We start from the raw sequence: 20,051 nt of genomic DNA, 5'->3' as shown, positions 1-20,051 counted from the left end.
GCTCAGCTTTGCGTTGGTGCTGCGGGGGGAGCCTTGGGGCAGGTGCGGGCTTGGAAATCGCAGGCGTAAATCGCTGGTTTTTGCCAACTGAGGGGGATTTCCAGCAGATCCCGCGTGCCGGTGAGGCCCTGGAGTGCAAACAACACCGCCGCCAGCACGCTGGCTGTGATGTGCAGGCGGCGCAGACGAAGATCGCGCACGATCTCGGGTTGGGCCCCCAGCGAAAACAGCATCAGGCCGGTCACCCCGACTCCGGCCCAGTAATGCGATTGCCAAAAGGCGGATGAGAGGGGGTTGTCGGAGAGGCGCCACACTTCAGGCTGGGCCCCCAGGCTCAGCACTCCCACCCAGGTGATCAGGGCAAAGGCCAGGCGTAGCCCTGGCGCCTTGCTTCGCCAGAGCGCCACCAGGCTCAAGGCTGTGCCGAGCAGCACCAGCAGCAGCTGGGCACCGCGGGCGGCACCACCGTTGAAGTCGGCTAGGGGCGCTTTGGTGGCAATGCTCACGGTGAGGGCTACCAGCACAATCCCCACCACGCCGGCGGCCAGCCAGCGGCCGAGATCGCTATGGCTGCGTCCCACGCTGGGAGGCAGCTTGGGATTCGTTTTCTGACGCCGGGCCCGGGTTTGAACACCGAGCCTCAGCACCATGCCGATCAGTGGATAGATCAGCACCACCGCCATGAACGGATGCAGGATCCAGAGCCAGTCCACCGCCGTCATTGCAGGCCAGCACACGCATCTCGGACGCTAGCTAGGGCGATTTGGCCTGTCTGGCCCTCGACTCAACCCTTTGCGCTTGATCACAGCCGCCCTTGATCTGGCCCACGGCGGTAGCGCTGGGCCTTGATCAGGCTGGTGTCAGAACGACTGTTTGCTGATGCTTCGACATGGCGCCTGGCTACTGATTCCACTGCAGGCCCTACTGCTGCAGGCACCGGCTGTGCTGGCGGAGGCCAGCCAAACCAAGTTTGAGCTTCAACTGCCCCTCTCTCCTGTCTGTCGAGCCCTGTCCCGAGACTGCATGACTCCAAGTCAATGGGCGCGTTTCTGCCGAAATCACGCGCTCTTGCCGTCGCCCCTGGGTTGGTTCCCCAAGGGCTGTCACGACGTTCTGGAGGGATCAGAGATCGTGGAGAAGACGGAGCCGGATCCGCCGATTCGCTTCTTGCCGGAGGACCACACCGGCCCTGTCTGCATGGCGTTATTGCCGGCTTGTATGACTCGCTCCCAATGGGCCCAGGTGTGTGAGGGTTGGCGGGCTGAAGATCCCGACTACGAGTTTCCCCGAAGCTGCCGCGAGGCCTTGGACATTAAGGAGACGGAGGGAGCGACCGAGGTTGCCGAGTAGTCCTCGGCAGCAGCACTTCAGCCGGGCGAATTGAAGAAGCCCTTCGACTGCAGAAACAGCGCAATTGCCACCAAGGGCCCGAAGCCAGCGACCAACAGGGTGATTTTCAGGCGCAAAGGAGACACCTGCTGGTCACTCTGCTTCAGGGGCATGGCTGTTCAGGGTTGGGTTGGCCTGAGTCTGACGGCTCACTGCAGCGGGCGGTGCCTTTGAGCAGAAGCACCGGGTTCATCGGGGCCAGGCGGGTGCCATCACTGAGGGGTTGTCCGCGCCAGGCCTGGTGTTGGCTGACACTCACGGCACAGCCGCAGTGCTCCAGCAGGGGGCGCAGCTCGGCCAAGGCCTCGACGGTGGCCAGGGGGATCACCACCACGCCGCCTGGGTTCAGCCGTTGCAGCACTGCCTTGAGCAGGGCAGCGCGCTGCTTGCCGCCACCCCCGATCAGCACCCGGTCGGCCCGCGCAAGAGCGGCTGGAATGGAAGGGTCAGCGGTTGGATGAGCATCGGCCTCAAGCAGCTTGAGCGCATCGCCCTCCAGCACGGCGGCAGGTTGCACCCCCAGGCGTTGCGCATTGGCTGTGATCAAGCGGGCACCTCCACCCCGCTTTTCAACCGCGAGCAGTTGCAGTTCTGGTCTCAGGCGAAGGGCCTCCAGCCCAACGCTGCCGGTGCCGGCCCCCAGATCCCACAACACGCCACGGGCCGGCAGGTTCAGTTCGGCCAGGAGCTGGATGCGCATCTCCCGTTTGGTCATCAGGCCGGGCCGGTCGTCGTGTTGCAGAAACAGGCCGTCATCGAGGCCAAACAGGGGCAAAGAGTCGGGTGTGGGATCAGGCGCGGGTTGCGCGAGCAGCACCACCAAATGCAGGGCGTTGAGATCGCTTGGCGTGGGATCAGTGGGCTGCAGTTGCTGCACGCGCTCATCCGTGTGGCCGAGGGCTTCGCAAAGCCATAGGGCGTAGGCGGCTTCCAATCCGCTGGAGCGCAAGATCTGACGCACCTCATTCACCCCTCCCCTGCTGGGGTCGGTGAGCACCGCCAGCGATCGGGGGCGTTGTTGCAGGCAGCGGTTGAGCGCGAGGGGATCGCGGCCGTGGAGGCTGATCCACTCGGCGTTCTGCCAGGGCTGGCCCAGGCGTGCGAAGGCCAGCTGCAGGGAACTGGGCCCTGGATGGAAGCGCAGGCGGCTGCGACCGACCCGTTCGATCAGGATCCTGCCGATGCCAAACCAAAGCGGATCACCGCTGGCCAAGACCACTGCTGACTGATCGGGCTCCAGGGCCAGCAGTGCCTCGCTGAGGGCAATCGGGTCGTCGCTGGCGATCAGGCGCAGCTTGGCTGGGACGCCTGGCCACTGCTGCAGCGCACTGAGCATCCGTTTGGGAGCAGCCACAAGCTGGGCCTGTTCCACCAGCAGCTGACCCGCTGGTGGAAGCGTGCCAGGGGCGCCAGCGTCGGTGCCGATCACGTCGATCATGAGGCCATTGTGCTGGCCTGGCGATCGAAGGCATTGCGGCCTTGGCTGATCCCGATGGTGCGAAGTCCGGCTACCCAACGCCGTCTCGCCTGACGGCTCAGATCGACGTGGCTAAGACGTCGATACATGCTCGTTTTGGCAATGACTGCGCCTCGTCGTTCGTTGCGTCATGTCTCTGTGCTGTTGGCGTCTGCCCTGGGAGCAGGGGGACTCTTGGCGTCCGCATCGCCGATGGCCATGGCCCAAGCCTCAGGAGCCGCATGCCCGAAGCCTGGTGTGGTGCAAACAGCAACATCGGTGACGCCGGTCACCAAGGCGAATTACGCGAGCGCTGAAACGGAAGTGATCCTTGCTGATTACGTGCGCAAGATCGCCAAAGGAACGTGCAGTAAGGGGGTCGGAGTCTTCCTGCACCAGCGCGCAGCGATGGATCCCAAAGAGCGCACGATCCTGCGCCCCAATTTCGACACGCTGTACTCCTTTGCGGTTCTCGATCTTGAGAGTCCCGCCACTGTGGTTCTGCCTGAAACGGATCGCTACCAGATCCTCGAAGTGATCGATGAAGACCACTGGATTCCCTTGATCAGCGACAAACCAGGTCGTTACACCCTCACCAAGGAGTCGGTGGGAAGTCGCTATGCCTTTGCCTTTGTGCGCACTCAGGTGAATGTGCAGGATCCCGCTGACGTGAAAGCAGCAGGGGCTGCGCAGGATCAGATCGTGTTGCAGCAAGCCGAAAAGGGCAACTTCGTGTCGCCCAATCGCTATGAGATGCAGGATATTCTCGCTTTGCGTGCTGACTACAACGCACGCCGGGAGCCTGAAGGTGTGACGTCAGAAATGGCCTTTGGAAAGAAAGGTGAACTGAGCGAAGAAATGCGCAATTTCGGCGTTGCCATTGGTTGGGGTGGGCTGCCCAAGCAGGGAGCTGTGTATCCCTTCCCCAAGGTGGTGAACTCCACTGAGCCTCAGGTGTTGGTGCTGAAAGATGTGCCCATAGACCCTCGGGCATTCTGGTCGGTGACGGTCTACGACAAGGAAGGCTTTGCCGTCGGCAAGAGCTACAACGTCAACAGTGCTTTTGCGAAAGCGAATGATCAGGGTGAATACGTGATTCACCTGGGTGGTGATCCAAGCCAAGACAATTACATGGACATCTACCCCGGGTGGAATGCTGCGGTGCGCATTTATTCACCGACTGAGGCCTATTTCAATGGCAGTTGGACTCCCCCTCAGTTTGAGTCTGCACAGTGAGCTTGGGCTGGGCCTGCGCAATGCGGGCCCCTTGCATGAATGGCGTTGATTGTTCTGTGTTGTTTGTCTGTCTGTTGAACTGATGTTGCGTTCTTCGTTCTTTGCTGGTGCGAAAACCTGCATGGCTGGTGGTTTGGCAGCAATGGGCTTTTTGCCATTCACTGTGCTCTCAGCCCCCTCAGCCCTTGCGGCGGAATGCCCCAAGCCTGCCATTACTCTCGAGAGTGATGCGGTGGTACCTGTTACCAAGGCAAATTTCGCCGATGCTGAAACGCAGACGGCGCTGGTGAAATATGTTGCCAAAGTTGCTGCCGAAACATGCAGCTCGGGCATGGGTGTCATCTGGAACGATGGCAAAACAGCGGACCCCAAAGACCGAACGGTGATTCGCATCAACTTCGACACCTTGTATTCCTGGTTGATTCTTGACCTGAGCACGCCGGCCACGTTCACACTTCCAGAAACCGATGGTCGCTATCAGAGCGCCATGGTGCTGAATGGGCAGGGGTATGTGTATGTGGAGAAGGAGCCTGGCAATTACACCCTCACGCAGGATGAGGTGGGTAGTCGGATTGCCCTGGTGGCGTTCCGCACTGGCGTGAACATTCAGGATCCCGATGACGTGGCCCAGGCCCAGGCACTGCAGGCCAAATTGTCGGTAAAGCAGGCCAAAACAGGTGAGTTTGTTCAACCCAATCAATGGAACTTGGAGCAGATGCTGGCACTCCGTGCTGCTTACAACCAGGAGCGCAACGACAAGGGTGTGAAATCGGAATCGCTCTTTGGTCGTCCCGGTGAGATCACCCCCGAGCAGAACAATATGGGTGTGGCCGTCGGCATCGGAGGTTTGCCGAAGGAAGGTGCTGTGTATTTGTTCTATACACCAACTTCCACGGATCCTCAGACTCTCACCCTGCAGGATGTTCCCAATGGGGACAATGCCTTTTGGTCTCTAACGGTGTATGACAAGGATGGTTTCCCAAGTGGGGACAATTTCAATCTCAACAGCGCCTTCGCTAAGGCTAATCCGGATGGTGATGTGGTGATCAACCTGGGTGGAAATAGCGATCAAGAGAATTATCTGGAGATTTATCCGGGTTGGAATGCCACGCTGCGGATTTACAACCCGAAACCTGCTTATTTTGATGGTTCATGGGTGCGGCCTGAGCTTCGATTGAAGTAAGCGCGGCGTACTTTTCAGTTCTTCGGCTGCATTTCTGGAATGGAGCTCGGGTTCGCAGCGATACAACATCGTTGCGAGCTTTTGATGTGTGCTCACGCTTTTTGTTGCTTCTGAGTTTTGCCCTTTTGGGATCATTGCGCATGGTCATATTTTGTCGGCATGTCTAGCTTTTGAATAACAGCGATTCTGGTGAATGGTGACCACAGCATGGGTGAAGGGAGCGTCAAAGGGATTTTCTCTCTTGGCCCTTTCGGGAGTTTTGTTGGGTCTGCCATTACGGGCGCAAACGGCTGGCGGTGCTGTCCCCCGCGGTTACACCACGCCGATCCCATCCGAATTGCTCACGCCAGACACGGTTCGCACATCGGTTGGCACGTTCAACTTCTTCGATGGCATGCCCGATGCCGCCACGGTTGATACCAGCTTTGACAATCTGAAGTTCATCCGGGCTTACGAAACCTTTCTCACATTGATGCCTGCGGCCAGTATTGAAATGCTGCGTGCTGGTCATGCTGGGATGGGGGTGGATGCTTACAACAAAGTCATGTTGTTGGCACCGCTGAATTCCAACCCGTTGTTTCTCACCGGTAATACCGACACGGTGTATGGCTCGACTTTCTTCAATCTGAAGGAAACCGGCCCGATGGTGATCGAGATCCCTGCTGGTCTCGGGCCTGGAACCATCAATGATGCCTTTTTCCGCTTTGTTGCGGATACTGGAGCGCCAGGTCCCGACCGAGGAAAGGGCGGTAAATACCTGATTTTGGGACCCGACGATGCAGAGCCTGCGAACACCGACGGCTACTTTGTGTTCCGCTCTCCCAGTTATTCTAACTGGTTGATTCTGAGAGCTTTCCTCGATGATGAGGGTCAGCCTGATCAAGCCGTTGCAAACTACAAGGAAGGTCTCAGGCTCTACCCGCTGTCTCTGAAAGATAACCCACCAGCGATGACCTTTATTCAGGGAGGAGAGGGTATCTTTAATACGGTCCATGCGAATAACTTCCATTTCTTCGAAGAGCTGAATACGGTCATTCAGAGGGAGCCAATCAGTCTGCTTGACCCTGAATTAAGAGGTTTAGCTTCTGCGATTGGCCTGGAAAAAGGGAAGCCTTTTGCGCCCAGTGACGAAGATCGCGCACTGCTTGAAGAGGCGGTGCAGGTCGGTGTTGCCTATGTGCGTGCCGATATGGGCAAGCCTCGCAATTCCGATGTCTATTTCTATGAGGGCAAGCAGTGGTTTACGCCTTTTGGTGGTGGCAGCCACGAATGGCTGATTGATGGTGGTAAGGGTGGTCGGAATCTCGATGCCCGCAATAATTTCTTCTGGGGTTACACCGTTAACACACCGGCCATGGTGTTGAAGATGGTTGGCGTTGGTTCCCAGTACGGGGTTGTCGCTACGGATGCCAATGGTGCCTATCTCGATGGCAGTAAAACCTACAAATTCACCGTGGATGCCGATGTTCCCGCCAAGGATTTCTGGTCGATGGTGGCCTACGACCCGCAGACCCGTTCTGAACTGCAAACCGATCAGCTGCTTCCCAGTAAGAACAGCAAGCGCAACCAAGACATGGTCGTGAATGCAGACGGCACGATTGATCTGTATTTCGGACCCACAGCCCCGGCAGGTCAGGAAGCGAATTGGATTCAGACCGTTCCGGGTAAGGGCTGGTTCGCTGTGTTCCGTCTGTATGGCCCGCTGCAGCCCTGGTTCGACAAAACCTGGCAACTCAACGATATTCAGCCGCTTGGTTGAGATCTCAATCGCCCCTTCCTACGTTTCACGCTCAACCATGACTGTTCTTAAGCACCTCTCGTCCACTGCCCTTTCCGCGTTGTTTTTGGCATGTAGCGCGACTGCCCTTCATGCTGGCGATGTGAAGCCCAAGGGGTACAACACGCCAATCCCCGTTGATGTGTTGACCCCCGATACGGTTAGAACACGAATCGGCACGTTTAAGTATTTCGATGGTTTCCCCGATGATGAAACCATGCGAAAGGCACGCCGTCAGGTCGACCTTGGGCGTGGTGTGCAGACCTTCTTGAACTTCATGCCGGCGGCATCCATCGAGATGCTTTATGTCGGCCACCGGGATGGGTATGGCTTGAAGTCAAATCGTGATATCGGCTTGTTTGAGGAGCTGATGAGCTCCGAATCGCTCTGGCTTACGGGTAATACCGATACGGTCTATGCCTCAGCGTTTCTCGATCTCAGTGATGGTCCTGTCGTCGTCGAAGTGCCGGAGGGCACCGGCCCTGGCACCGTCAATGACGCCTTTTTCCGTTTTGTGGTCGACATGGGCGGCCCTGGTCCAGACAAAGGTAAGGGAGGGAAGTATCTGATTCTTGGCCCTGGCCATCAAGCACCCGCCAATACCGACGGCTATTTCGTTGCGACCACGCCCAGCAAGATCAATTGGTTGATTCTTCGCGGTTTCCTCGATGAGCAAGGCAAGCCCGATACGGCCAAGTCGGCCTTCAAGACTGGCCTCAAGGTGTATCCGTTTGCGCAAAGGGCCAATCCACCTGCCAACACGTTTACCAACCTCACCGGATCCGATGTGAACACGATTCACGCCAATGACTTCAAGTTCTACGAAGAACTCAATGACGTGATTCAGCGTGAGCCCTCCGCGATGTTCTCCCCTGAACTCCTCGGCATGGCCTCGGCCATTGGCATTCAAAAAGGCAAGCCGTTCAACCCTTCAAGCGACCAAAAAGCTTTGCTGACCGAGGCCGTTGCCATTGGTAATGCCACGGCGCGCTCGATTCTGTTTGCCCCGAAGGATCCCAAGGCATACATCTATCCGGGCAAAGCGGGCTACTGGCAAACCGGATTCCCAGGTGGCAACCACGAGTATGTCGTCGATGGTGGCAAGGGTGGGCGCGACATGGATGGCCGCACCCTGTTCTTCTACCTCGCCACGGTGAACACGCCGGCGATGGTGCTGGAACTGCCTGGTGTTGGTTCCCAGTACGCCTTCACTTCTCGGGACAGTGGCGGTGCCTATCTGGATGGCTCGAAAACCTACAAACTCAACATTCCCGCCAATCCTCCCGCCCAGCGTTTCTGGTCGTTTGTGGTCTACGACCCGCAAACCCGCTCAATGCTGCAGAGCAAGGAGATGCCTTACCCCAGCAAGAACAACAAGCGCAATCCGGAGATGGCCAAGAACGCCGATGGCAGCATTGATCTGTACTTCGGTCCGGAACCCCCTGCAGGCAAAGAAGCCAACTGGGTGAAGACGGTTCCAGGCAAGGGCTGGTTCGGCATCTTCCGTCTTTACGGCCCAGGCCAAGAGTGGTTTGACCGCACTTGGAAGCTGGGAGCGATTGAACAACTTTGAGTTAGGGGCTGAGATGGCTCTGCTCTGACGCCACACCTATGACCTGACTCTTTCGTCCTTTTTGCACTGAACTTCTGATGGCTCGATCTGTTGATGTGGTTGTGATTGGCGGTGGTTTTGCCGGCATCACAGCAGCCCGTGACCTACAAAAGCGGGGCTACGACGTGCTTGTTCTCGAAGCCCGTGATCGGCTAGGTGGACGCACCTGGAGTGAGGATCGCAACGGCTTTCACGTGGAATTGGGCGGCACTTGGGTGCATTGGACGCAACCCTTTGTGTGGGCCGAGAAGGAGCGTTATGGACTCGAGGTTCAGGAGACACCGGGCTGTGTCGCCGAGCGGGTGGCGATCAAAATCGACGGTCAGGTTCAGGAGTTGCAGGAGTCGCAGCTGGGTGAATTCGTGGAGGGTTTTGAGCACTTTTTTGCCGAGTCGAAGGGTGTTTGGGAGCGTCCCTATGACATGCACCACTGCTGGGATGCGGTGTGTGAACGCGACGGCCTAACCGTCGCTGACCGTCTCAACGCCCTCGAGCTCACGCCCTTGCAGCGCACCAGCATCGGAGGATTTCTCGAGATCCTCAGCATGAACCAACCGCAGAACGCCTCCTATGTGGAGATGATGCGCTGCTGGTCGCTCACCGGTTGGAACTATGAGCTCTTCAATGACACCGCAGCCCGCTACAAGTTCACCCATGGCACCGGTGCCTTGGTGGAGGCGATGGCCAGCGACGGTGGTTTTGAGGTTTCTCTGAACACATCGGTGCGCGCTGTTCAGCAATCCAGCGATGGCGTTTGTGTTACCACCGAGTCAGGTGAGCTGGTGATTGCTAAACGCGCGGTGGTGACCGTTCCATTGAACGTGCTGCACAGCGTTGACTTTGAGCCGCCTCTGTCCAGCGTGAAGCTGGAAGCCTCCCGCCTCAAACATGTCGGCGGGGGATACAAAGTGTTTTTTGAAGTGGAGGGTGATCCCGGTGCCGTGATGACCTTGTCGCGTTCCACCGATTCACCGCTGATCGGCAGCTTCACCTACAAACGTGGTGAGCAGCATTCCGTGCTGGCGGGTTTCAGTCTTGAACCCGGGGCTCTCGACAAATCAGTGGAGGAGTGGCAAACCGTGCTCGAGGAATTCATTCCCGGCGTGAAGCTGTTGTCGACCTTTGGTCATGACTGGGGTGCTGACAGCCTCTCGCAAGGGAGCTGGGCGACCTACAGACCTGGAACTGTGGCCCGCTTCAGTGACGAATTACCGCGTCAGGAAGGCCACGTGTTCTTTGCATCCGGAGATCATGCCCAGGGCTGGCGCGGATTTATTGAAGGCGCCATTGCCAGTGGCTCCCGAACGGCTGTGACGGTGGCCGACAGCCTGAGCTCTCAGACTGCCGGCACACCGGTGGCGTCAGTCAAACAGCCAGCGAAGGCCTAAGTTCACGCCGCTTTGATCAACGCTGTAGGAGTTCCCTCCTCCTCCGGCGTAATCAAGGCCGAAATACTTGTAGGAGAGTGAGAGCTGAGCCGAGTTGCCCAGGGCGTAGGCAATGCCTGCCTGGGCGGTTCCACTTAGATCCTGCTCTCCGTTCAGTCCGAATCCGCCTGCATCGAGGTAGGCAAAAGCTTGCCAGTCTTCACTGATGGCATAGGTGCCGAAGATCCCGATCAACGGTTGCACCCAGGTGTTGCCATAGCTTTCACCTGAAGACTTCTCCAGTTCACGGGTGTATTTCTTGCTGACGCGTTGACCTTCCACGGTGAGTGAGGCTTCGCTTTCCAACGTCCAGCTGGTGTGGATGTGGGCATCGATAATCCGAGCTCCCATCAGGCCGACGACGCTGCTGCTGCCTTTCTCCATGCGTGGCTTCTGAATCGCTCCTGCCCGATAGCGCATGGCCAGATCAACCACGGTTTGATTGGCGTCGACGTCGAGATCCAGATCCCCTTTCACGCGCAGGGTTCGGTCGCGCAGAAAAGCAGGAACGCCGAGCTTGTTCCGCAGGGGGTTCTTGGTCTCCTTATAAACCGATGCGGACTGGCTGTCGGATAGCTTGCCGTGATACACACCGGCCATGAATCCGATCCGGCCGTACTCCACCTGGGCTTTGAAGGTGAGTGCTTCATCGATTGTGTTGATCACATCGGAGAGGGGAAGCGCAGACTCGGTTCTGTTGCCGTTGATTTCTGTGGTCGAGTAAGTCGTGGGAACGATAAAAGCGTAAAGATCGAGATAAGTCCGCCATGCGTCTTCCTCGTCTTCTGGGGTGTCGGCTTCACTTGCGACGTCTTCGGCCTGGGTGAGCACCAGTGGCGTCGTGAACTCAGCTGGAATCGCACCTTCACCCTTGGTGCTGTCTTGCGGTTTGGCTGCGGCTTCGACGCTCAGGCTGCTCAAGGTTGCAAGAAGAGCCAGGGATAACGCTCGCATCTCAGCGGAAATTGAATTGCGCGAACACTAGGGGCGAGACACATTCCCTGCATTCCGATCCGATCCCATTCGTGCACACTTGCGTTAACTTCGATGCACCCCTGCATGGACTGCTCAAAGGAGAGATGTGTGGTCTCCACATGTCTGTTGTTTAAGCATTGCTTTGGCGGTGGTGATTTTGTGTTGAACTCGGTGGATTCTTTTTAGAGCGTTTTGAGAATGGCTGATTCTCGCCAAGGGATGGTGCAGATTCCTGCCGGTGAGTATTGCCTTGGTTCCGAGTCGTTTTATCCAGAAGAGTCGCCCGTTCGCTCCATTCAAGTGAGGGCTTTTTCCCTTGATGTGGCTCCGGTGACGAATGCTGACTTTGCACGATTTGTTGCTGATACGGGCTACGTCACAGTGTCTGAAAAGCCTCCTGATCCTGAGCTGTATCCCAACTTGGCGCCTGAGGAGCAGTGCCCTGAGTCAGCAGTGTTTATCCCGCCTCCGCCCACCGTTGATCGCAGTCAGCCCCTCTCCTGGTGGGCCTTGGTTGAAGGTGCTGATTGGCGACATCCGCAGGGACCGTCGACACAGATTGACGATCTCCCGGACCATCCGGTGGTGCATGTCGCCTATGACGATGCGTTGGCCTATGCCGACTGGGCGGGCAAGCGACTGCCCACTGCCGATGAATGGGAAGTGGCAGCACGCGGTGGTCTTGTGGGGCAGGACTATGCCTGGGGCTCAGAGATGACCCCGGGAGGACGGTGGTTGGCCAATGTTTGGCAAGGGCCGTTTCCTTGGCGTAATGAGCAGACTGATGGTTGGTTTTGGACGTCGCCTGTCGGCAGCTTTCCTGCCAATGGCTATGGATTGGTCGACATGTGTGGGAACGTCTGGGAATGGACATCGACGTTGTTCCCAGTTCCCAAAGGTGAGCAGGAACGACGGATCATCAAGGGCGGGTCATTTCTCTGCGCGGAAAACTACTGCCACCGGTTCCGTCCGGCTGCACTGATGGGGCAGACGACGGATACTGCCACCTGCCATATGGGGTTTCGCTGTGCTTCGGATTCAGTGTGATCGCGCTTGCAGTTGGTCGATGATCATCAACATGCCCAACATGAGGTGGAGGCAAGCGGCTGCCCACACCACCAAGCCCCCGGAGATTGCCTTGGCAATCAGAGCGAACAAGAGCACTGCCGCGAAGCTGTTGTAAATCAACAGTCCTCGTTGCGCCGATCGTGGATAGGGCTCGCTTGCGCAAGACACTCCGAGGCCAACAAGGGCGAGCCCATAGAGCTGAGCCAGATGAAGCTCCGCTCCAGTCGCATCGGTTTGAAACAGAAGCCGGACCATCACGGCTGGCAAGCACAGCAGCGTGATGCCGGTGATGAGCTCAACAGCGGTGGCGATTCGATAAAGACTGCGTCGAGGAGTCATCGCTGTGGTGCATGAACGGTTTGGTCGTTGTTTAGCTGCAGAACATGTTTCGCCGCAGAACAGCTCCCGCTTGATCCGAATGGTGCACAGTTGGTCGACGTTGGCATCTCAAACGTCAACCCCCTGGCTAAGCAGGAAGAAGTCCTAAGGCCTCGTTGCCTCACCGACGTCTGCCATGCCACATCCGATCAAAGCGTCTCGCCTGCTCCGCCGCCTGGTTGTGGGGAGTGGTCTATTCCTTGCGACCAGTGTGTCGATTGCCGGTATCACGCAAGGGCACGCCCAGGCTCGTGAATTCGATCGGACGAAACTCCCGATTGCGGAGCCCAGGCCAGAGAAGGTCACCAAGGTGCTCCCCTCTGAGGTGCCTTTGCCCCCGCAGTGGGAAGTGACGGCACCAGCAGGTGCCCCCAATGTGGTGATCATCCTTCTCGATGATGTCGGTTATGCGGCACCGTCCGCATTTGGCGGGGTGGTGAACATGCCCACCGCAGAAAGGCTCGCCCAAGATGGCCTCCGCTACAACCGATTCCACACCACGGCGTTGTGTGCGCCGACGCGGGCGGCGTTGAAATCTGGACGCAATCACCACAAGGTCAACACCGGGTCGATCCCGGAGGTTGCTACCGGTTATGCGGGTAATTCCACCGTGGTGCCTGATTACGCCATTCCGGTTGCAGAAATCCTCCGGCTGAACGGCTACAACACAGCTGCTTTTGGCAAGTGGCATGAGACCCCGGGTCGTGAGACCACGGCTGCTGGCCCTCAGACCCGTTGGCCAACGCGCCAAGGCTTCGAGAAGTTCTATGGCTTCGTGGGTGCTGAAGACAACATGTGGGAACCCACCATCCATGACGGAGTCACCATCGTGGATGCACCGAAGAAAGATCGGTATCACTTCACCGAAGACATGACCGACCAGGCGATCGGTTGGGTTCGCCAACAGAAAGCCATCAAGCCCGATAAGCCCTTCTTCATTTATTACTCCTCAGCCGGTGCCCACTCCCCACACCATGTGGGTAAGGAATGGATCGCCAAATACCGCGGCAAGTTTGATGAAGGCTGGGATGTTCTGCGGGCGCGCAATCTTGAGAACCAGATCAAGGCAGGGATTGTTCCTCCAGGCACGCAGTTAGCAAAAGCACCTGACAGTATTCCCAAATGGGATAGCCTTACGCCTCAGCAGCAACGCATCTATGCCCGGCAGGCAGAAGTGTTTGCTGCTTTCACAGAGCATTCTGATCACGAAGCAGGTCGTTTAATTCAAGCGATTGATGATCTGGGTGAGCTGGATAACACCTTGGTGATTTATATCACTGGTGATAACGGTGCCAGTGTTGAGGGGGATCGGACAGGCCACTGGAATTGGAATCACTATCTCAATGGCGTTGGCGAAACGCCGGATGAGCAGGAGGCCAAAATGGATGAATGGGGTGGGCCTACGACCTATCCCATGTATCACATGGCCTGGGCGATCGCTTTCAACTCACCGTTTGCACTGTCCAAGCAGGTGGCCGGAGATTTTGGCGGAACGCGCAATGGAACGGTGATTCACTGGCCTGAGCGGATCCGGAAGGGTGGTGGCATTCGCACGCAGTTCTCCCATGTGAATGATGTGGCTCCCACGATCCTTGAGGCGGCCAATCTGCCGATGCCCAGCTCAATCAATGGCATCCCGCAGATTCCGATGCAAGGAACCAGCCTGATGTACACCTTTGATAATCCAGGTGCGAAAGAGCGGCACAATACTCAGTATTTCGAGATCATTGGCAACCGCGGTATTTATCACAATGGCTGGATGGCGCGAACAACGATCATGTATCCCTGGATGGCGCCACAACGGATGAATACGGTTGCAGCCGATGATGGTTGGGAGCTGTATGACACCACCGTTGATTTCAGCCTTTCCAATGATCTTGCGGCGCAATACCCCGATCGGCTCAAGGCCCTGAAGGCGAAGTTCATGGAACAGGCGATTGAGAACCAGGTGTTGCCCTTGGACGATCGTCTGCTCGAGCGCTTGGTGCCGTCTGTCGCAGGTCGGCCGACTCTGTTGGGTGACCGAACCTCCATGGATCTGTATCCCTATGCCTGGAACCTCGTTGAAGACTCGATTCTCAACGTGAAGAACGTCTCCAACAGCGTGACGGCCTTTGTGGATGTCAAGGGAGCTGATGAAGACGGCGTGATCTTCTCCCAGGGCGGTCGCTTTGGTGGTTGGTCGCTTTACGTTGAAAACAACAGGCCTTCCTACACCTACAACTACATGGGAGAGCTGGTCACGCTCACCAGCAACAAGCCATTGCCTGCTGGTAAGTCCGAAATTCGCTTTGAGCTCGACTACGACGGTGGTGGAACTGGTAAAGGAGCTGATCTTCGCTTGAAATTGAATGGTGAGGTGGTCGCTCAAGGCCGCATGGAGAAGACGATTGCGTCGCGTTTCTCCATTGATGAAGGTGCTGATGTCGGTCTTGATCGTGGCTCAGCCGTCACGGTGAAAACCATTGGTCCTCGCCGTTACAGCGCCTATGGCGGTCAGATCGACAAGGTGACGATTCAGATCTACCCCAAGCCGTCAGATGGAAAGTCATCCAACTAAGTTAATTGATTGAATCTTTTGGCATGGGTCACCTGGTGATCCATGCTTTTTTATGCGTTCTACTTTTGTTCTCGTTGCGGTTTCTTTAGGTGATAGGTGATCCAGCCTGGTCCAGCGACGGATAACACGATCACAGTGAGTGATGTGCTGAGTCTGCTGGCCAGGGTTCTTGCTTCGTCGAGGCCATGGAGCACAAAGTGAATGGCTACTAGCACTCCGAAGATGCCTGTGAATGTTCCGCTTAAGGAGCGCAGCGAGTCTCCGATCGAGCGAACTTCCGCTTGGTGGGTGGTGAATCCGATTCGATGACCTGAGAGGAATCCGGTGATCCCTAGGATCGCTACCACGGTGAGCCGTTCCCAGGGCGAATGAGCTTCCCCGCCTTGGTTGATTTCATTCACCATTGAGGATGCTGTGCCGAGAAAGCAACCCGAGCACAGGCCAATGTTTCGCCACCACCGCATTCGGTGCTGCAGAGGATTGCGTTGACTGCTCAACAGGATCAGAAGAGCGCAGCTGATGGTTGCAGTAATGATGGTCGGTATGACCAGATGCATGGCGTAGCCAAAACAAGCAGTGCTAATCAGCACTGCGACTTCTGCACCCCGTTGTGGCTTGGTATGCAGAAGGTCTTGTTGGTTGGGCTGGAAGGTCATCGCTGCTGTTTACGAAGCTGCCGTGGTTGTGTGGCTGGAATGAAGTGCCTTTCTCCACTTCATGAAAGGTGCGGTGCCAATCACGGTCATCAGCACATAACCTGCGACTGCTGCTTTGATGTTGCTGGCATCAGGGGCCATGTCTTGCACCAACAGAAGCGCAAGACCTGGGTTTCGCATTGAGATCACCAGGGGAACCGTGCTTTTCTCGCTTGCATCTTTGCCAGCAATCACATATCCCGCGGCCAAGCCAATCCATGTGAGTAGCAGCATGGCCAAGGCTCCTTGTGCATTCCCGAGCAGGGCTGTAGTTCCGGTTGGTACCGCTGTCGCCAAGATCAAGATCAGAAGCCCGACAAGCAGCAGCGTTGCAATTTTCTGAATCCAAGGGTTCCAGCGTTCAGCCCATTCGCTGCACCATTTCCGCAGGCTCACTCCGATTAGTAGGGGGATCAGTTGCACTGTGAACACTTGTGCTGCCACCTCTTGAGAGGAGATGTTCCAGATGTTGCTCCCACCTTTGCTTGCGAGGAGCCCGATCCATAGCGGCACGCTAATGATTGCAGCGCATGCCGACCAAAATTGCAGTTTGATGGCGATATCCGATGTTGCTGCTAATTTGCTGCTCTTAAGAGTGATCATTGGCGCACTTGGGCAGATCGCCATCAGCATCAGGCCCGTTGCAATCGGTGTTGCCAGCGTCTGCCCAATCGGAGATTGAAGCAGTAGCACCGCTGCGATGGGAATAGCGATGCAGGTGGTGATCAGAACGCGAGCCAGAAAAAACGGTCGCTGTTTGAGGATTCCGAATCGCACTGGTGGCAGGTTCAGCCCCAGTGACATCATGATCAGAAATAATGCAATGGAGATGAGAAGTTTCATGCTCTTTGGTGATTGAGATTTGAGTGTGAAGTGTTTTTAGAGGCTGTACAGAAGAATGGAAAGCGTGATGCCTCCGATGATCAGGCTGGCAATCGCTGTGGCGATTGGGAGTGACAGTTGCTCTCGGTAGGTGTAATAGCTGTTGTTGAGACGTGATAATTCAAATTTGTGTTGTTTGGCGGCAACAGCGAGAGTAAAGATGCCAACGACAATGAATGCAATTGATACCAGGTGAACACCACTTTCGTTGGCACTGCTGTTGGCATTCACGTTGTGAATCGCATTAATTACCTGGTCGAGGCCAAAGCCAAAGCTGATCAGGGCGAGAGATGTGCGTATCCAAGCCAGGGTTGTGCGATCAGCAGCAGCTCTGTTGCGTGCTTTTGCTAGCTCGGTGTTGATGTCGCTCAAGCGTGATCGTCTCCCCTTCTCTTTTTTCAAGGTAGAAATAGTTCGATGACATGGCAGTGCCCTCAAGCAGAATCGACCTTGTTTTTGCAATATTTATTTATTGTTTTTGCCGCTTTTGTTCATTAGCTTCATAGGCATCACTTGCATGTTTGTTGGGATTATGGAATTTGCAGAGCATCTGCTTTCCGGTATGGCGGGTTGGTTGCGCTTGCTGCTGGAAGGACTGTCAATTCTTTCTGTTGCTGTTGGGCTTGTTGCTGTTTTTAGTCCACAAGGTCCGTTGCGTTTACGAGCGATCCCGCCTCGATTGCTCCAGCGAGGGCCTTTGTCATCAGCGCGGTTGACCTTGGGAGGGTGGATTGCCCTTGCTCTCGAGTTTCAACTGGGTGCCGATGTGGTTCAGACCACCATCAGCCGTGAAGCTTCTGCATTGATTCAGCTGGGAGCAGTCGCGCTTGTGCGTACCTTTTTGAATTACTTTTTGTCGTTGGAACTCAAAGAAAAAGAGCAAGCCTCCTAGGAAGCTTGCTCTTGATGTGATGGGTTTGGGCTCTTTGCTCAGACCGTTTGGTGATGCCTCACGCTCGGAGCTTCGCTGAGTTCGGCGCTTTGAGGCGTCTCCACATTGAGGTACTCGACTTGCATCGAGTGGATCGTGCCATTGAATGGGAAGGGAGCGCGATCGCGATACTCCATGGATACTGGAGATCCCAGAGCCTGTCCGACATCCAGGCAGTCATTGGCTGTAAACAGCACCGCCGCTGGCCGTGGAACGATGCCCGTAAACAGCGTGTGGTCGTCGAGAAAAGCCTGAATCGAAAGAGGACCCCTTGGGTCTTGATTCGTGTGCCTCGTCACGATTTCCAGGCGATGACGTCCAGCCGGTAGGGGCTGCTCGGAGCGCAGTTTGGTTCGCTCAACCAGAAACAGGTTGTACTCATAGGTGAGTGTTCCCTGATCCATGAACACGGTCAATCCACCCGAATTCGCACCAAGTTTGTAGAGAACACCGCTGGCCCGCTCCGGGAGTTCCAGATCCATCACAACGCGGTTGTCCAGAGCGCCGAGTCGAGGTGCGCAGGTTTCTGGGATGCGTGTGATGGTGCCAGGGAGTGACCATGTAGTCGCCTCTGGTGCCACCTTCAGTTCGGGGTGGAAGATGATGGTCCAGAGGCCACCGCCGATCGGCATGTTTTTGTACTTGGCCGACTCCACCAGGAACAGATTTTTGAGCATCTGCAGTTTCTCTGGATGCTGATCTGCGATGTTTCTGCTTTGGCTCCAATCCTCATCGAGGTTGTAAAGCTCCCATTCGTCGCTGTCAGGTGACCAGCTCAGAATGTTGGGGTCAACACCTTTGACCCAAGGCAAGCGGGGGCCAGGTGCACCGGCGATCCATCCATCGTGATAGATCGATCGTGAACCCATGATGTCGAAGAACTGGGTGCGAAGCCTTCCAGGTTCTTCAGGAGCATTAAAGGCATAGGCAAAGCTGGTGCCGTGAATCGGATCCTGCTTCACCCCATTCACTTCCGTGGGAGGGGTAATGCCGACCAATTCATAAATCGTGGGAACCAGGTCGTTCACGTGGTGGAACTGTTGTCGAGGCCTCGGGTCGGGCTTGATTTTCTTCGGCCACTTCAAGGCCATGGGATTACGGGTTCCGCCGAGGTAGGAACCCATCAGCTTCAAGCCCTGATAAGGAGTGCTGCCTGCCCAGGCCCAACCTGCGTGATACATGTTGTCGACCAGCGGTGAGCCCAGGGCATCCAATCCGCCGAGTTCATCCAGCACCTGGATGTGTTCATCCACCTCTGTGGCGATTGAGTTCTGAGCCAAGAGCTCGGAAATCGTGCCGTCTTGCCCTTCGCCTGAGGAGCCGTTGTCGCCCCAGATGTAAACCACCAGGGTGTTTTCTTCGTAACCCAGTCGATCCAGTTCAGAGAGGATGCGACCCACCTGATGATCTGTGTGCTCGGCAAAGCCTGCAAGCACTTCCATCAGGCGTGATTGGAAGGGTTTTTGATGATCGGGAATGGAATCCCATCCCGCCATCTTCGGGTGGCGTGGAGTCAGTTGGGCATTCTCAGGAATCCAACCTTTGGCTTTGGCATTGAGGAAGGCGCGTTCGCGGTAGGCGTCCCAGCCATCATCAAATTTTCCTTTGTATTTATCCGCCCATTCCTTATTCACATGGTGCGGACCATGGAGGGCTCCGGACGCCCAGTACATGTAGAAGGGCTTGTCGGGTCGCAGTGCTTTGTGGGTCTGCAACCAGTTGATCGCATCGTCGGCAAGGTCTTCGCTGAGGTGATAACCCTCCTCAGGTGAACAGGGAGGTTTGACCACCGTGGTGTTACGCACCAGATGCGGTTCATATTGCGATGCTTCACCGGCCAGGAAGCCGTAGAAGTATTCAAAGCCAAGCCCTGTTGGCCAGTTGTGAAATGGCCCCGCAGCAGTGATTTCCGTGCTCGGTGTGTTGTGCCATTTGCCAAAAGCTGCGGTGGCATAGCCGTAGTTGCGCAGCACATCCGCCTGCAAGGCACAGCTTTCAGGAATCCTTCCCGAGTAGCCATCCCAGTCGTTGGCGAATTCACAGATTTGTCCGTTGCCAACGAAGGTGTGGTTGCGACCCGTTAGCAATGATGAGCGCGTTGGCGAACACATTGCTGTGGTGTGAAAACGGTTGAAGCCCACCCCTCCGTTTTTCACAGACTCGAGAGCGGGTGTGTGCACATCACCCCCGAGGCAATCAGGTAATGCTGGGCCCGCATCGTCGATTAGCACCACAAGAATGTTGGGTGCGTCATCGGGAAGCCTTTGCGGTTCCGGCAGGGGGTTGTAAGTCGACTCCTGCATGGAGGTACCAGCGTGACTGCCGGATGGCTTGGCTGGAAACGGCAGGATTGATCCGTCGATGTGTGGAGTGTTGCCCATAAAAGAAGACAGCCCTCGTTGAAGGTCACCATTGGTTTGGTAGCCATGGTTTGCTCAGGTGACGGGATGGCTGCCTTGAAACGGCATTTTGGGGATCATGA

At 56.4% G+C, this 20,051-nt stretch carries 18 protein-coding genes and 1 pseudogene; 9 read left to right on the top strand and 10 right to left on the bottom strand.

Annotated elements, in window-relative coordinates; all coding sequences use genetic code 11:
• Positions 1-2 precede the first annotated feature (2 nt).
• Positions 3-722, bottom strand: coding sequence for a DUF4079 domain-containing protein (locus tag RS9916_RS06190; protein ID WP_007098447.1), 720 nt, complete (start codon positions 720-722; stop codon positions 3-5).
• Between the two features lie 157 nt (positions 723-879).
• Here RS9916_RS06190 and RS9916_RS06185 point away from each other — a divergent pair, with 157 nt between their 5' ends.
• Positions 880-1,350: a hypothetical protein gene (locus RS9916_RS06185; RefSeq protein WP_038023387.1), complete on the top strand. Its 471-nt coding sequence runs from the start codon at positions 880-882 to the stop codon at positions 1,348-1,350.
• A gap of 17 nt (positions 1,351-1,367) precedes the next feature.
• Here RS9916_RS06185 and RS9916_RS15265 read toward each other — a convergent pair whose 3' ends face one another.
• The 3 genes from RS9916_RS15265 to RS9916_RS15260 are packed head-to-tail and all read right to left on the bottom strand — an operon-like array spanning position 1,368 to position 2,955.
• Positions 1,368-1,502, bottom strand: coding sequence for a hypothetical protein (locus tag RS9916_RS15265; protein ID WP_007098445.1), 135 nt, complete (start codon positions 1,500-1,502; stop codon positions 1,368-1,370).
• Positions 1,493-2,827, bottom strand: a complete 1,335-nt coding sequence (locus RS9916_RS06180; protein ID WP_007098444.1) for a bifunctional cobalt-precorrin-7 (C(5))-methyltransferase/cobalt-precorrin-6B (C(15))-methyltransferase — start codon at positions 2,825-2,827, stop codon at positions 1,493-1,495. The genes RS9916_RS15265 and RS9916_RS06180 overlap by 10 nt, the downstream gene beginning before the upstream one ends.
• Positions 2,824-2,955: a hypothetical protein gene (locus RS9916_RS15260; protein ID WP_255346326.1), complete on the bottom strand. Its 132-nt coding sequence runs from the start codon at positions 2,953-2,955 to the stop codon at positions 2,824-2,826. The genes RS9916_RS06180 and RS9916_RS15260 overlap by 4 nt, the downstream gene beginning before the upstream one ends.
• Positions 2,956-2,968: 13 nt before the next feature.
• Here RS9916_RS15260 and RS9916_RS06175 point away from each other — a divergent pair, with 13 nt between their 5' ends.
• The 5 genes from RS9916_RS06175 to RS9916_RS06155 all read left to right on the top strand — a co-directional run bounded on the left by RS9916_RS06175 (position 2,969) and on the right by RS9916_RS06155 (position 10,041).
• Positions 2,969-4,081, top strand: coding sequence for a DUF1254 domain-containing protein (locus RS9916_RS06175; protein WP_050752308.1), 1,113 nt, complete (start codon positions 2,969-2,971; stop codon positions 4,079-4,081).
• 82 nt (positions 4,082-4,163) lie between these two features.
• Complete coding sequence (locus RS9916_RS06170; protein ID WP_007098442.1) at positions 4,164-5,264, top strand: DUF1254 domain-containing protein; 1,101 nt, start codon at positions 4,164-4,166, stop codon at positions 5,262-5,264.
• Positions 5,265-5,457: 193 nt separating this feature from the next.
• Positions 5,458-7,023: a DUF1254 domain-containing protein gene (locus RS9916_RS06165; RefSeq protein ID WP_083773041.1), complete on the top strand. Its 1,566-nt coding sequence runs from the start codon at positions 5,458-5,460 to the stop codon at positions 7,021-7,023.
• Positions 7,024-7,060: 37 nt separating this feature from the next.
• The gene (locus RS9916_RS06160) at positions 7,061-8,614 is read left to right on the top strand and encodes a DUF1254 domain-containing protein (RefSeq protein ID WP_038023386.1); all 1,554 of its coding nucleotides are present in this window, start codon (positions 7,061-7,063) and stop codon (positions 8,612-8,614) included.
• A 77-nt stretch (positions 8,615-8,691) separates the two neighbouring features.
• Entirely contained in the window at positions 8,692-10,041 is a 1,350-nt protein-coding gene (locus RS9916_RS06155) for an NAD(P)/FAD-dependent oxidoreductase (protein ID WP_007098439.1), read from the top strand.
• On the opposite strand, the gene RS9916_RS06150 is transcribed toward RS9916_RS06155, so the two are convergent.
• Complete coding sequence (locus RS9916_RS06150) at positions 10,015-11,001, bottom strand: outer membrane protein (protein ID WP_232199536.1); 987 nt, start codon at positions 10,999-11,001, stop codon at positions 10,015-10,017. The genes RS9916_RS06155 and RS9916_RS06150 overlap by 27 nt on opposite strands.
• A 252-nt stretch (positions 11,002-11,253) precedes the next feature.
• On the opposite strand from RS9916_RS06150, the gene RS9916_RS06145 reads away from it, so the two are divergent.
• Positions 11,254-12,102 (top strand): formylglycine-generating enzyme family protein, encoded by an 849-nt coding sequence (locus tag RS9916_RS06145; protein WP_007098437.1) that lies wholly within the window; start codon positions 11,254-11,256, stop codon positions 12,100-12,102.
• Here the strand turns inward: RS9916_RS06145 and RS9916_RS06140 are convergent.
• Positions 12,094-12,462: a hypothetical protein gene (locus RS9916_RS06140; protein ID WP_007098436.1), complete on the bottom strand. Its 369-nt coding sequence runs from the start codon at positions 12,460-12,462 to the stop codon at positions 12,094-12,096. The two genes, RS9916_RS06145 and RS9916_RS06140, sit on opposite strands and share 9 nt — an antisense overlap.
• A 175-nt stretch (positions 12,463-12,637) precedes the next feature.
• On the opposite strand from RS9916_RS06140, the gene RS9916_RS06135 reads away from it, so the two are divergent.
• Positions 12,638-15,061, top strand: a complete 2,424-nt coding sequence (locus tag RS9916_RS06135; RefSeq protein ID WP_007098435.1) for an arylsulfatase — start codon at positions 12,638-12,640, stop codon at positions 15,059-15,061.
• Positions 15,062-15,120: 59 nt separating this feature from the next.
• Here the strand turns inward: RS9916_RS06135 and RS9916_RS06130 are convergent, their stop codons facing one another.
• The 3 genes and pseudogenes from RS9916_RS06130 to RS9916_RS06120 all read right to left on the bottom strand — a co-directional run bounded on the left by RS9916_RS06130 (position 15,121) and on the right by RS9916_RS06120 (position 17,040).
• Positions 15,121-15,717 (bottom strand): hypothetical protein, encoded by a 597-nt coding sequence (locus RS9916_RS06130; RefSeq protein WP_007098434.1) that lies wholly within the window; start codon positions 15,715-15,717, stop codon positions 15,121-15,123.
• A gap of 9 nt (positions 15,718-15,726) precedes the next feature.
• Positions 15,727-16,602, bottom strand: a pseudogene (locus tag RS9916_RS06125) (bile acid:sodium symporter family protein); the annotation flags it as partial.
• Positions 16,603-16,635: 33 nt separating this feature from the next.
• On the bottom strand, positions 16,636-17,040 hold the full coding sequence (locus RS9916_RS06120; RefSeq protein WP_232199535.1) for a YidH family protein: 405 nt from the start codon (positions 17,038-17,040) through the stop codon (positions 16,636-16,638).
• Between the two features lie 115 nt (positions 17,041-17,155).
• Here RS9916_RS06120 and RS9916_RS06115 point away from each other — a divergent pair, with 115 nt between their 5' ends.
• Positions 17,156-17,530 carry a DUF1622 domain-containing protein gene (locus RS9916_RS06115; RefSeq protein ID WP_232199534.1) on the top strand — a complete coding sequence of 125 codons (375 nt, stop codon included), beginning with the start codon at positions 17,156-17,158 and terminating at the stop codon, positions 17,528-17,530.
• 38 nt (positions 17,531-17,568) lie between these two features.
• Here RS9916_RS06115 and RS9916_RS06110 read toward each other — a convergent pair whose 3' ends face one another.
• Complete coding sequence (locus RS9916_RS06110) at positions 17,569-19,950, bottom strand: arylsulfatase (RefSeq protein ID WP_007098430.1); 2,382 nt, start codon at positions 19,948-19,950, stop codon at positions 17,569-17,571.
• Between the last annotated feature and the right edge of the window lie 101 nt (positions 19,951-20,051).

Origin of the sequence: Synechococcus sp. RS9916, assembly GCF_000153825.1 — a bacterium.
Classification (GTDB): domain Bacteria; phylum Cyanobacteriota; class Cyanobacteriia; order PCC-6307; family Cyanobiaceae; genus Synechococcus_C.
This window is presented reverse-complemented; position numbering and strand designations above follow the sequence as displayed.